We start from the raw sequence: 13,296 nt of genomic DNA, 5'->3' as shown, positions 1-13,296 counted from the left end.
AAATTATTTTCTAATCTTTTTTTAATTTAAAATACAAAAAAGTCGATAACTTAGACAAGACACTTTGTCCATGTTATCGACCTTCTTATATAAAATTAATCTTTTTTGCTTACTTCAATTCCAAGATCGTCCAATTGTTGTTCAGAAACTTCAAGTGGAGCATGTGTCATTGGTTCCGTAGCATTTGAATTCTTAGGGAATGCAATCACGTCACGGATATTATCTTTGCCTGAAAGCAACATAGCAAATCTATCCAAGCCAATTGCCAAACCACCATGTGGAGGACAACCGTATTGCAAAGCATCCAATAGGAAACCAAATTGTTCATAAGCTTTTTCTTTAGTAAAGTTCAAAGCCTTGAGCATCTTCTCTTGAATCTTGTAATCATGAATACGGATTGAACCACCACCGAGTTCGTAACCGTTTAGAACGATATCGTAACTTTGGGCGTAGGCTTTATGAGGATCTTCACCATCATTTAGATAATGAACATCTTCTTCATTTGGCATTGTGAATGGATGATGGGCAGCAGTCCAGCGTTGGATTCCTTCGTCATACTCGAACAATGGCCAGTTAACAACCCAGATGAAAGCAAATTCATTTGGATCATACAAGTGTTGTTCCTTAGCGATAGCTTTTCTCAAATAACCCAATGAGTCAGCTACAATCTTCTTATTAGAAGCAACAAAAAGCAACAAGTCATCATTTTCAAGACCAAGTTTTTCAACCAAAGCAGCTTCTTGTGACTTGATAAATTTAGCAACGCCACCGGCTAATTCATTGTCATTGAACTTAGTCCAAGCAAGACCCTTAGCACCGAAACGTTTGATGTATTCTTGATAAGCCTCAATATTCTTACGTGAATACTTATCGGCTCCGCCCTTAACAACGATAGCTTTAACTTGACCGCCATCATCAATAGCACCCTTGAAAACTTTGAATTCTGAATCTTTGAAGATTTCAGATAAGTCTTGAAGTTCCATGCCAAAACGAACATCTGGTTTATCAGAACCATAACGAGCCATTGATTCATCCCAGTCAATTCTTGGGAATGGTGTTTTAACTTCGATTCCCTTTTCATCTTTCATAACACGGGCAATAAGTCCTTCAGTAACAGTTTGAATTTCTTTCTTGTTCATGAATGAAGTTTCAATATCAATTTGAGTAAATTCTGGTTGACGATCTCCACGAAGATCTTCATCACGGAAACAATGTGCCAATTGGAAATAACGATCAAATCCACCAACCATCAATAATTGCTTAAACAATTGTGGTGATTGTGGAAGAGCAAAGAAACGACCAGGATAAACACGTGAAGGAACAAGATAATCACGAGCACCTTCTGGTGTAGATGGTGTTAAGTTTGGTGTTTCAATATCAATAAAGCCGTTCTCATACAAATATTCATTAACTGAATGTTTAATTTGAGCACGTGTTCTGATGGCCTTTTGCATCTCAGGACGACGTAAATCAAGATAGCGATACTTTAATTTAGTTTCTTCAGATGAATCAATATCATCTTTAATTTTAAATGGTGGTGTCAATGATTTATTGAGAATTTCAACTTTTTCAACGACAACTTCTACTTTACCAGTTGTCATTTCATCATTTGTAGCACCTTCGCCACGTAATCTAACTGTACCAATAACATTGATAACATATTCTGATCTCAATGTTTCAGCGATATCTAAAACATCTTGATGATCAGTATTAAATACTAATTGAATAATTCCTTTATAATCTCTTAGATCGACGAAAACTAATCCACCTAAGTCTCGACGGCGTTGAACCCATCCATCTAAAGAAACTTTTTTACCAACATACTTTTCAGTAATATTGCCACAATAATCTGTTCTTTCTTCCATGTTTACCCCTCGATTTTTTTCAATTCTTCGGCTAAGTTTTCCAATGATACGCTAACTTGTTCCCCAGTTGCCATATTCTTTACATTAGCTGTATCATTTTCCAACTCTGTATCACCAATAGTTACCGTGTATTTAGCATTTAAATTATTAGCTGTCTTGAATTGAGCTTTAATTTTTCTTTGTAGATAATCTTTATCTGCAGTGAAACCAGCTCTACGCAAGCTAGAAAGAATTTTAACTGAAGCACGTTCAGCCTTGTCGCCAATTGTTACCAGATAAATATCAAGATCATCTTGATTTGGAAGATCTTCATCTTTTAATAGCAGCATCAAACGCTCAACACCAAGTCCAAAACCAATACCTGGTGTTTCTGGACCACCTAGTTCTTCAACTAAGCCATTGTATCTACCACCGGCTAAGACAGTAATTTCTTTATTGTCAAAAGCTGGATCAGTTACCATAAATTCAAAAATCGTATGATTATAGTAATCAAGACCTCGAACCATTGTTGAATCAACTTCATAATTGATATCAAGATCATCCAACAATTGCTTTAAGTATTCAAAACGTTCTCTGGAGTAATCATTCAAATAATCCAAAATAGAAGGTGCATTAGCAACGATTTTTTTATCGTCATTATCTTTACTATCAAGAATTCTTAAAGGATTCTTTTCCAAACGAACTTTAGAATCATCGCTCAATTGATCTTTGAACGGTGTAAAGTAATCAACCAAGGCTTTATGATAAGCAGCACGTGATTCTGGATCACCTAAAGTATTCAAAGCCACCTTAAGGTTCTTAATCCCCAAACGATTCAAAAATTCCAAACCAACAGAAATAATTTCAGCATCTAATTCTGGTGAATCAGAGCCAAAAGCTTCAACTCCGATTTGATGGAATTGACGTTGACGACCTGATTGAGGACGTTCATATCTAAACATTGGTCCCTTGTACCAAACCTTATATGGCTTGATATGCTCAGGTCCATAAAGTTTATTCTCAACATAAGCTCGAACAACACCAGCTGTTCCTTCTGGTCTTAATGCAAGATGACGATCACCTTTGTCATGAAAATCATACATTTCCTTTGAAACAATATCAGATGTATCACCTGAAGATCTTTCAAAGACCTCGTATGATTCAAAGATTGGTGTTCTTATTTCAGAAAAACGGTACTTATTAAAAGTATCTTTGGCTATGGATTCAACATATTGCCACTTTTTTGATTCTCCGGGCAAAATATCCATTGTCCCTTTTGGTTTTTGATAACGCATAAAATCCTCCTTAAATAAAAAACACCCTTGTCTAAATAAGACAAGGGTGCATTCCGCACGGTACCACCTAGTTTTTTTGCTGCAGTTAACGCCTGCCGAACGAAAAGAAACGTCACACAAATTGTTGTTATCTGTTCTCAGCAGCCAGATTCTCTGTAAAACAACCTCATTTGATTTGTAATATATTTATAAACTATCCAAAATAAACAAAAAAGTCAAGTTTTCTCAGGAAAATAGCATTCTATTCTTTCATGTTTACGCTTTATTAAGTAATATATACATATAGAATGTCAGTAATTAGACAAATGAGGAATCAGTTAAATGAAAAACATCATTAAATTTTTTATTAAAAACCGGATTCTTTTTGCCATTTTGTTATTACTTGGCCTATCAAGTTGGTCAACGGTTGCTTTAGCTAGTGCAAATGCAGTAATCGTCCAATCTGATTCTGTCAATGTCCGTGTTGGACCTGGCCTGGCTTACGCTAATATGGGTCAAGTCAAAAAAGGTGACAAGTTAGCCATCTTGGCTGAAAAAAACAAATGGTATCAAGTAAGATTATCCGGAGACAAAATTGGCTGGATTGCCAGTTGGTTGATTGACAATACCGATGTCAGTTCAACTGCTAATAAAGTAGGCATTGTTAAAGTACCAAATACAACTGTCTTCAAGAGTGCTGATTCTAGCAGCAATGTTCTTGGTACAATTGAGCAATCCCAAAAGGTTACTATCATGTATCAGGATCAGGGTTGGACTCAGATTCTTTATAATGGTACTGCTGGTTGGGTTAAATCTAATTTCATTCAAGGTACTCAAGAGACCTCTGGATCTACCAGCACTTCAAATACTTCATCTGATGATGATATAAAGAAAGTTACTGTAACTCAGCCAAGCGCCAAGTTACGGATCGATCCTGATCAAGACAGCCGAATAGTCAAAACCGCCAAGGTTGGTAAACAATTTGACTATTTGAGCAAAGACGGAAAATGGTATAAAGTCCGGGACTCTGACGGTTCGGTTGGTTATATTGCCAGTTGGGTCGTAACCATTTCCGGGACCAAAAGTGCTGTTAAATCGGCAGCTACTAACATTTCAGAGGCTACGATTGTTATTGACCCTGGACATGGTGGCGATGACTCTGGTGCTGAATCTAAAAAGAATACCTATGAAAAGAACTTTACCCTTGCCTACGCCAAAGCTATCAAGAAGGATCTTGAACAAACTGGAGCTCGAGTAGTCTTAACACGTTCTGGCGATGACAGTAAATCACTTGGCGATCGTGCCAGATTATCAAGTAAGATCCAAGCCGACGCCTTTATCAGTCTTCATTTTGATTCTAGTGCTCAAGCTAATGCCGGTTCTGGTGTAACAACTTACTATTACAATAAAAACAAAGATGGGCAACTTGCCGATGATCTTAATAGTCAGCTGAAGAGTTTGTCCGTTGGCAATCGTGGAACCGAACAAAAAGATCTCTACGTCTTACACTACAACAGTCAGCCTTCCGTTCTAGTCGAGTTAGGCTATATCAATTCTAAGACCGATTACAAGTACATCAATTCCGATACTTATAAAGAACAAGTTGCTAAAGATATTACTAACGGTCTTAAACAATACTTCAAATAAATAAAGCTTTTAATTATTAATCGTTACAGATTAATTAATTAAAGGCTTTTTTTGGTATAGTTAATTTAATTTTATGGAGGTAATTGATATGAAAGTTTATCTAATTCGCCATTCAGAACCAGACTTTACCCAAGTTGATCAAGCCGGCTATGTTGGTTATGGTCGTGACTTAACTCGTCTAACGCCAAGAGGAATTGATATTGCTGATAAAGCAGCCAAAAATCCCTTATTTAATAATATGCAATTACTCCTTGTTTCTCCCTACACTAGAACTATGGAAACAGCTCTAGAAATTGTTCGTTATCATCCCCAAATACCAGTAACAGTAGAACTGCTTTTACATGAGTGGCGTCCTGACAAAACAGGTCGTAAATTGACTGGTTATCCTATGGTTAAGGCTGCTTATGAAGATTATCTACATAATACTCATAATTCTGATCTTAACTATGAAACTGCCGATGAGGTTATCCATCGCGTTGAATCTGTCTTAGACAAATACAAGGACCGCTATGACACAATTGGCTGTGTTACTCACGGACAAGTCATTCGACGAATGATGAATATTAATATGAAAACTCAAATTCCTTATTGTGGAATTTATCGACTCAATTATAAATAGATACTTAATCCTCGACCGCTCCATCATATGGATGAATGCAATCGGCTAAACGCGATTGTATGTAATTTATTTCAGTCTTCTTCAATTCACGAGTCTCTTTAATTGTCTGAACTAATCCCATAATTGTATCATGCTCTTCTTGATTGGCTAAATCCAAACAATAACCATTACGACGCAAAAAGAAATCCATCGCCGCAATAGCAGTTTCGGTGTTATATTTAGCAAAGATATCATCACAAATTATTGTACAGAATAAATGTGTTAAATAGATATTTACTTGATCAAATTGATTAAGAAATTCTATATTGCTTTGTAATCTTTTTTCACTAAAGGTTATTTCTTCGCTATCTTCAATTGCTAAGTGTATAGCAACTACTTGATCATAGGTTAATTTTTCGAGTTTATTTTCCATGCTCTTCTCCGTTAAATAAGATTCTTCTAGAATATCCTAAAATCTAGGACATGACAATCAATTAAAAAAGTTGATGACTTTTATCATACTATCATCAACTTTTTTGTTTAAATTATTTTTTCAATCTCTAACAAATCGCTAACTTGATAATCACGTGCAAAATCAACCTTTTGATCATTCAAAAGAATTGTATGTGCCCCAACGCTTTTACCAAACTCAACATCAATTTGACGATCGCCAATAACCCATAGATCTTCTTTTTTAAGATCGTATTTATCCATCAAATAATTAAGCATTTCAGGATTGGGTTTTCTCTTAAATCCGTCCGCAACACTAATGATTTCTTTAAAATAGTGTTCAATTCCTAATGACTTTGTCAAATTATAAATTGACTGATCACGATGCGTCACTATGAACTGCATACTATGATTCTTATCATAATAATCTAGCACATTTTTTATATGTGGTATCAAAGTTATTTTGTCATGATACTCTTTTTCATATCTGAAATAAGTAGTATAAAAAATCTTCACTGCCTGCTTAACATCATCTTGATCTTTTAGTAATTCAGTGACAAATTTTCTAACTGATGTTTTCTTAGCTTCTTTAAAAATTGTATCTTTCGATAGACTAATGTCAAAGTTTTCCCGTAATGACTTTTGGGTAGCGGAGACAATCCCAGGATAACTATTGGCAATAGTATCATCAAAATCCCAAACAATACTTTTCATATTTATTTTATCTCTCCATTAAAATAGTTACTGGTCCATCATTAGTTAAAGATACTTGCATATCAGCCCCAAATTCGCCAGTCTCAACGTTCAAACCATATCCCCGTAACAAATCATTGAAGTGATCATATTTTTTGCTGGAAGCCTCGTAATTACCTGCTCCTGTAAAACTTGGTCGATTGCCATGTTTAGTATCAGCATACAATGTAAATTGCGAAATTGATAAAATCTGACCATTGACATCCTTAATTGATAAATTCATTTTATCATCAGAATCAGAAAATATGCGCATATTGATAATTTTACGAGCCATATATTCCAGTGTTTCTTCAGTATCTTCATCTGCAAAGGCCACCAATAAACAAAATCCCTGATCAATTTGACCAAGGATTTTTTCGTCTACAGCAACCTTCGCATTAGATACTCGTTGTATTACAACTTTCATCTATGCTACCGTCCTTTTAATTTCATAGATATTTGGGATATTCTTCAATTTTGAAATAATACTGTCCAAATGTTCCTTGTTATTCACGCCAATACTTACATGAATAATCGCCATTTTCTCTTTATCCAGACGACCAATCACATTATTCAAAGTATTAGTATTAGAATTGATAACTTGTAAAACCTCATTGATTAAACCATTACGATTGAAAGCATAAACATCCAATTCAGCCGTGTAACGTTTCTCTTTGGTTACATTATCCCAACTGACATCGATAAAACGTTTCTTAGCCTCTTCACTTTGGACATTAGGACAATCAGCTCGATGAATCGTTAAGCCACGTCCCTTAGTAATATAGCCGACAATCTCATCCCCAGGAATTGGACTGCAACACTTAGCTAAACGAATCAATAAATTATCGATTCCTTGAACAGAAATACTAGAATTAGCGTTATTCCGTTCCTTCTTGAGCTTGGCATTTTCAGATTGAGGCTGAGCTGGCTGTTCATCTGTATTAGAAATAACTTGATCTTCGAGCTCTTTTTTCTCGGCTTCTTTCTTCCGATCAGGATCTTCACTAACTAATTTGTGAACCACGTTAATTGGCGAAAGCTCTCCATAACCAACTGCATTAAATAATTCATCCGGATCAGTGTAGTTGAATATCTTCATTGCCAACTCTAGATGCTTCTTATCCAAATATTTCTTGCTAGAAAGCGAGCGATTCTTCAACTCATTTTCAATAGACTCTCGGCCGAGAACAATATTTTCTTCACGATCCTTAGTTCTAAAATAACGCTTAATTTTATTACGAGCTCTAGCCGTATATACAACATTGACCCAATCACGACTTGGTTTGGAATTGGAGTTGGTCAACATTTCTACAATATCGCCATTCTTCAATTGATAATTCAAAGGTACCATTTTGCCATTTATCTTGGCACCAATAGAATGGTTACCAACCTCAGTATGAACTTGATAAGCAAAATCTAGAGTGACAGCACCCTTAGGCAATTCAATAACCTCACCTTCAGGAGTAAAGACATAGACTCGATCGTTAAAAATCTCACCTTTAACCGACTTCATAAAATCAGAAGCATTGTCAGAATTTTCCTGCAATTCTAATATCTCTCGGAAAATATCAATTTTTTGTTCATCATCGTCTAAATGAACTCCTTCAAAATTACCTTCCTTATAAGCCCAGTGAGCAGCAACACCATATTCAGCAACTTGATGCATTTCAAAAGTTCTAATCTGAACTTCAAGAGGCTGTCCACCCGGTCCTATAATTGTCGTATGAAGTGATTGATAGCCATTAGCTTTAGGAACAGCAATGTAATCCTTAAAACGTCCCGGAATAGGTTTCCACTTGGAGTGAATTGATCCCAAAACGGCGTAACAATCCTTTACGGAGTTAACAACAATTCTAATAGCAAGCAAATCATACAATTCTGAAAATTGCTTATGTTTGTCTCGCATTTTCTTATAGATAGAATAAATATGCTTAGGACGACCATAGATATCATATTTAATACCCAATGCATCAACACTCGTCTTAATATAGTCAATTGCTTCAGCAATATAGGCTTCACGCTGATCACGCTTGCTATTCATCAAATGAACAATTCGATAATATTGTTGAGGATTAATGTAATGCAATGATAGATCCTCAAGCTCCCACTTGATCTTACTAATACCTAAACGGTCAGCCAAAGGAGCATAGATCTCTAAAGTTTCATTAGCAATGCGTCTTTGTTTATCTGGGCGTAAAGCTTTCAAAGTTCTCATATTATGCAAACGATCTGCCAATTTAACCATAATGACACGCAAATCTTTAGCAGTTGCCAACAACATTTTACGGTGATTTTCAGCTAAAAGCTCCTGATGAGAATGATATTTATACTTACTAATCTTAGTAACGCCATCAACAATGGTAGCTACTTGATCTCCAAATAATTCTCTAACATCCCCTAAAGTAACATTGGTATCTTCTACTACATCATGTAGATAGCCAGCTGCTACTGTGTAGGGATCCATACGTAACGAAGCGAGAATCTGTGCTACTTGTGTTGGATGAATAATATATGGTTCACCAGTAGCACGTTTTTGTTCTTTATGAACATAAGCTGCAAAATTATAGGATTTATTGACAAACTCAACGTGTTCCTCATTCATGTAGCCTCGACAGATATCTAAAACTTCTTCTGGCGTATAATCTTTATTTTTTTTCATAGAAATATTCACCCCGTTACAATAAAAAGCACTCAACGAGTGCTTTTTATTTAATTACATATTATTATGATGGCTTTATCATCAAATTACAATTACTTTTCCTTTTCAAATAAGAAATAAATTAGAATACTTAAAACTAAGTAAATCCCTGCTAGGAAGTACCCATAGCGACCATATTTGACGAAGACGCTTATGACAAATATTACAGGAAAAATAACTAAATTATAAAATGATAAACTGTATTTTCTTGAAAACCAACCGATAAACCCGGCAAAGAAAACATTAATAATAAAAAATAGCCAGATAATACGATTTGTTCGTCCCAAATGAAAGAGATTAAACAAGATTGGCATGATAAATACCAAAACTATGGAGATTAAGGCAATGTAAGTCGTCTTTGATTTTTCAATTTTATTCCAAATATTTTTCACGATCTATTCCTCATTTTACAGTTAGTTCGTACTTATATGATATCACTGATAGGAAGTACATGGGAGCTGTTTCTGCCCGCATGATCCTTGGTCCTAAACCGACTGACAAAAAGTCAGCTTGATTCAAATAATCTACTTCATCGGGTGAAAATCCACCTTCTGGTCCAAAAGCGCAGAGCAATGATTTAGGTTCTTGATTCAATGTTTGAGCTAAAAGACTGATTTCGCCTTGTTTAGCTGATTCTTCATACGCTATCAAGTTAGTTTCGGCTTTATAATTGACCAAATCTTTTAATTTATTGACATAGACAACTTTAGGAATGATTCGTCTTTTTGATTGTTGTGCTGCATTTTTGGCAATTTCCTGCAAACGAGCAACTTTCTTTTCAATTACATTAGATTTCCAATTCATAATCGAATATTTTGAATCGAAAAAGATAATTGTTTTAGCACCCAACTCTGTTGATTTCTGGGTAATCCATTCAATTTTATCTTTTTTAGACAATGAGCAAGCAATCGTCACTGCAACTGGTAATTCAGTGCTTGGAAAAGTTGATTTGCTTACATTGGTTGAAATTTGCCTTTCATCTGCATCAATTTTTTCAATTGTAGCTTCAAAAAGGGTCTCAGTTTCATCGACTAAATAAATTACATCACCTTTTTTATGACGCAAAACTTTTGCAACATGACGATAAGTTTCAGGATCATCAATTATAAAATTATTCTTTTCAATTACTTTATTAACGAAGTATTGCTCCATCTTCTGCCTCAAATTCTTCTTTTCTTCTACAAATTAACGTTGACCAGCCTTTTAAGTGGAAAGCTTCCAAAACGACAAAACCAATCTCGGCCATTTTTTGCGTAATCAGTGCTTCTTTTTCATTAATAATACCAGATAATACAACAAAACCATCTTTATTTAAATGAGCATCAATATCAGGAATGAATTGTAAAATCACGTCAGCCAAAATATTAGCAACGATTACGTCAACTTTACCATCTACTCCATCTAATAATGAATTTTCAAATACTTCAATATCCTCACAACCTGGATTCAATTGAATATTTTCCTTAGCTGCTCTGACTGCTTCAGGATCAAGATCAAACGCTTGAATATCCTTCACACCCAATTGACGAGCTTGAATTGAAAGAATTCCTGAACCAGTACCTACATCATATAATGATTTTGCATCGCCAAGAATTAATTCTAAAGCTTGCATACATGAATATGTCGTTGGATGCGTTCCAGTGCCAAAAGATTTACCTGGATCCATCACAATGATATGCTCATCAGAATACTTAGGTTGATAATCGACCCAATTGGGAACGACAGTTAAATAGCGACTGATTTTTACTGGATGATAATATTGTTTCCATTCATTTTCCCAACTGCTGTCATCTAATGCACTGACTGAAACTTCAACACCTGTCATATCAAAGCCAAACTCGGGCAACTTATTCAATTGTGTTTTTAAATCAGTTAATATTTTTTCATTATAGTTATTTTCATCAAAATAGGAATTAATCTTTGTTTTGACGCTGTTATCTTCATCATCAACCATTTCTGTACCATTAGCACCTACACGCATAAAAGCATCAGAGATGATCTCAGGATCGAAATCATTTGGGATTGCGACCGTTATTTTTTTCCAAATCATTAAACGTTCCTCCATTTATAATAAGATTACTAAAAAAACCACATAAAAAAAAGACGTTACCGTCTTATTTAACTAAAATATTCAATGCTTGTAAAAATTCCTCTTGGCGAGCTCTAATCTTTGATTGAGCTTTTTCAATACTTGAATGATCAACTAGATTATGATCTACGTCCATGTAATTAACCATATCAATCAAATCCATGAAATAGTTATTTAATTTTTCAGCAATTGTACTATTCTCCAAATTATATTTGGAAAGATACGAATTACAAAGTTTGATAAAGCTCTTGATATTTGTCAAATAATTGTCAATCCAACGTGAATAAGTTTCATATCTAAGAGCTTCCCCTCGCTCAATTAACTTAATCGTTTTGAGATATTCCGTAAAAACCTCATTATATGTTACGAATCTCTCTAATAATACGTTAGTTTCCAATATACGATATTTACTTGTTTTTGTTGTCATAACAATACACCTCATTTCTCATTCCTTTTTTTTACACTATACCATATGAATTTATTTGTAAAGCATTAGTTTAAATTTATATCGAATATAAAAAAAAGAACAACCTATTTATTTTCAGGTTGTTCTTTTTTATCGACCACTTTTTTTCTTAGGGATTCATTGTCCTTAAATAATTTTTGAGCCTCAGATAATTTTTCGGGACTATTCTTAATTTCTTGAGAAATTTTACTAAAATCATTCTTGGCAGGATCTTCTTGATATTTTTTGAAAAAACTCATAGTAATCGCTCCTTATCCTGTTGTATCGCTAAATATTATATAACAACTACCGAATAATAACCCTATAAAATAAAAATAAATTATTGCGCATAGTCTTTGCTTTTAAAAAATATTAGCTTTGTTATTATATACTAAGTAAGATTTAAAGTTTTGGGGATTGGTGACATATATGAGTAAAAAAAAGAAAAAGATTCAAAAGACCCTAGTTGAAAAAATACTAGATAAAGAAAAAGTTGCATATGAGCCTATGACTTTCGAAACTGAAACTGATGGCGATACGCAAGAATTAGTAACCGATAAGAGCACTCGCAACGGCTATAAGATTTATAAAACACTAGTTTTAACTGGTAATAAAACTGGTCCATTGGTGGGAATGCTACCTTTAGACAAACATTTAAGCTACAAAATGTTGGCTAAGCTTTCTGGAAACAAAAAAGTCGGTATGGTTCCATTGAAGGATCTAGTCAAAACCAGTGGTTTCGAACATGGAGCTAACAGTCCTGTTGGAATTCATTCACTTCATAACTATCCGATTTATTTTGCCAAGGAAGCTGACGAATCAGAAAAAATCATTGTTTCTGCTGGTAAAATTGGACAATCAATTTTAGTTGAACCACACGATTTAGCTAAAGCCGTTAATGCTAGCTTCGGGGACTTTGCTGTAGATAATCCTGAGTAGATATAAAAAAGCTCCAATGACTGAATTGTCATTGAAGCAAATTATATCTTTACATTAAGCAGCTTTATTGTTGTTCTTTAAGTTGCTGATAGCTTTTTCGATGGTTGTACCGTTACCAAAGTTATTGCTATCATTAACATCAACTGCTGTGAATAATTGATCGTTAAGATCTAAAAGAATTCTATATTTCATATTATTCACGCCTCCTTTATTGTTCCGTGTCTCTGAGAGGTAGCGACTGTGATTATAGTATTAGCTTCGCCAAGTAAAGTCAACCAAAGTGTCTTTCTCTTGACTTTATCGTGATTATGAATAGAATTTAAGTCACACATAGAAAAGGAGAACTAAATGAACAATATTTGGAAATATGTTTTGGGCTTCTTTATCGCCCTTCTATTATTCTCAATCTTCATTCATATAATACTTCCACTAATCGTAATTCTTGCGATTGTTGGTGGAATTTATTATTTGTATCGGAGACATCAAAATAACAAATTCACTCCTGAGGGACGTAAAAAAGTAAATTAAAGTATATTAAAAAGCAAAAACAATGGGCTGTTCGTCAAATCAAGTTGATGGC

16 protein-coding genes are annotated in these 13,296 nt (G+C 34.5%); 4 read left to right on the top strand and 12 right to left on the bottom strand.

Features of this window, described 5'->3' with window-relative positions; translation table 11 throughout:
- Positions 1-95: 95 nt before the first annotated feature.
- Positions 96-1,865 carry an aspartate--tRNA ligase gene (gene aspS / locus FD26_RS02405; RefSeq protein ID WP_057866846.1) on the bottom strand — a complete coding sequence of 590 codons (1,770 nt, stop codon included), beginning with the start codon at positions 1,863-1,865 and terminating at the stop codon, positions 96-98.
- A 2-nt stretch (positions 1,866-1,867) separates the two neighbouring features.
- Positions 1,868-3,139 (bottom strand): histidine--tRNA ligase, encoded by a 1,272-nt coding sequence (hisS, locus tag FD26_RS02400; protein WP_057866845.1) that lies wholly within the window; start codon positions 3,137-3,139, stop codon positions 1,868-1,870.
- 321 nt (positions 3,140-3,460) lie between these two features.
- On the opposite strand from hisS, the gene FD26_RS02395 reads away from it, so the two are divergent.
- Both FD26_RS02395 and FD26_RS10840 read left to right on the top strand, forming a co-directional pair.
- Entirely contained in the window at positions 3,461-4,765 is a 1,305-nt protein-coding gene (locus FD26_RS02395) for an N-acetylmuramoyl-L-alanine amidase family protein (protein WP_057866844.1), read from the top strand.
- Positions 4,766-4,853: 88 nt separating this feature from the next.
- On the top strand, positions 4,854-5,384 hold the full coding sequence (locus FD26_RS10840) for a histidine phosphatase family protein (protein WP_075887654.1): 531 nt from the start codon (positions 4,854-4,856) through the stop codon (positions 5,382-5,384).
- Positions 5,385-5,388: 4 nt separating this feature from the next.
- Here the strand turns inward: FD26_RS10840 and FD26_RS02385 are convergent, their stop codons facing one another.
- From FD26_RS02385 to FD26_RS11190, 9 genes are all read right to left on the bottom strand, one after another.
- Positions 5,389-5,796, bottom strand: coding sequence for a hypothetical protein (locus FD26_RS02385; RefSeq protein WP_057866843.1), 408 nt, complete (start codon positions 5,794-5,796; stop codon positions 5,389-5,391).
- Between the two features lie 107 nt (positions 5,797-5,903).
- The gene (locus FD26_RS02380; protein WP_057866842.1) at positions 5,904-6,527 is read right to left on the bottom strand and encodes an HAD-IA family hydrolase; all 624 of its coding nucleotides are present in this window, start codon (positions 6,525-6,527) and stop codon (positions 5,904-5,906) included.
- A 7-nt stretch (positions 6,528-6,534) separates the two neighbouring features.
- Entirely contained in the window at positions 6,535-6,972 is a 438-nt protein-coding gene (gene dtd, locus FD26_RS02375) for a D-aminoacyl-tRNA deacylase (protein WP_057866841.1), read from the bottom strand.
- On the bottom strand, positions 6,973-9,204 hold the full coding sequence (locus FD26_RS02370; RefSeq protein ID WP_057866840.1) for a RelA/SpoT family protein: 2,232 nt from the start codon (positions 9,202-9,204) through the stop codon (positions 6,973-6,975). It abuts the gene before it with no gap.
- A 92-nt stretch (positions 9,205-9,296) separates the two neighbouring features.
- Positions 9,297-9,635, bottom strand: a complete 339-nt coding sequence (locus FD26_RS02365; RefSeq protein ID WP_057866839.1) for a hypothetical protein — start codon at positions 9,633-9,635, stop codon at positions 9,297-9,299.
- A gap of 10 nt (positions 9,636-9,645) precedes the next feature.
- Positions 9,646-10,395 (bottom strand): RsmE family RNA methyltransferase, encoded by a 750-nt coding sequence (locus tag FD26_RS02360; RefSeq protein ID WP_057866838.1) that lies wholly within the window; start codon positions 10,393-10,395, stop codon positions 9,646-9,648.
- Positions 10,376-11,293, bottom strand: a complete 918-nt coding sequence (gene prmA / locus FD26_RS02355) for a 50S ribosomal protein L11 methyltransferase (RefSeq protein WP_057866837.1) — start codon at positions 11,291-11,293, stop codon at positions 10,376-10,378. Before prmA ends, FD26_RS02360 begins: the two co-directional genes overlap by 20 nt.
- 64 nt (positions 11,294-11,357) lie before the next feature.
- Positions 11,358-11,759: a hypothetical protein gene (locus FD26_RS02350; protein ID WP_057866836.1), complete on the bottom strand. Its 402-nt coding sequence runs from the start codon at positions 11,757-11,759 to the stop codon at positions 11,358-11,360.
- A 104-nt stretch (positions 11,760-11,863) separates the two neighbouring features.
- Positions 11,864-12,037 carry a hypothetical protein gene (locus FD26_RS11190; protein WP_186809288.1) on the bottom strand — a complete coding sequence of 58 codons (174 nt, stop codon included), beginning with the start codon at positions 12,035-12,037 and terminating at the stop codon, positions 11,864-11,866.
- Positions 12,038-12,206: 169 nt separating this feature from the next.
- On the opposite strand from FD26_RS11190, the gene FD26_RS02345 reads away from it, so the two are divergent.
- A complete protein-coding gene (locus FD26_RS02345; RefSeq protein WP_057866835.1) occupies positions 12,207-12,716 on the top strand; it encodes an aminoacyl-tRNA deacylase in 510 nt (169 codons plus the stop codon).
- Positions 12,717-12,770: 54 nt separating this feature from the next.
- Here the strand turns inward: FD26_RS02345 and FD26_RS11185 are convergent, their stop codons facing one another.
- Positions 12,771-12,908 carry a hypothetical protein gene (locus FD26_RS11185; protein WP_186809287.1) on the bottom strand — a complete coding sequence of 46 codons (138 nt, stop codon included), beginning with the start codon at positions 12,906-12,908 and terminating at the stop codon, positions 12,771-12,773.
- Between the two features lie 156 nt (positions 12,909-13,064).
- Here FD26_RS11185 and FD26_RS02340 point away from each other — a divergent pair, with 156 nt between their 5' ends.
- Positions 13,065-13,244 carry a hypothetical protein gene (locus tag FD26_RS02340; RefSeq protein ID WP_057866834.1) on the top strand — a complete coding sequence of 60 codons (180 nt, stop codon included), beginning with the start codon at positions 13,065-13,067 and terminating at the stop codon, positions 13,242-13,244.
- The last annotated feature ends 52 nt before the right edge of the window (positions 13,245-13,296 follow it).

The organism is Companilactobacillus crustorum JCM 15951, assembly GCF_001434585.1.
Classification (GTDB): Bacteria; Bacillota; Bacilli; order Lactobacillales; family Lactobacillaceae; genus Companilactobacillus; species Companilactobacillus crustorum.
This window is presented reverse-complemented; position numbering and strand designations above follow the sequence as displayed.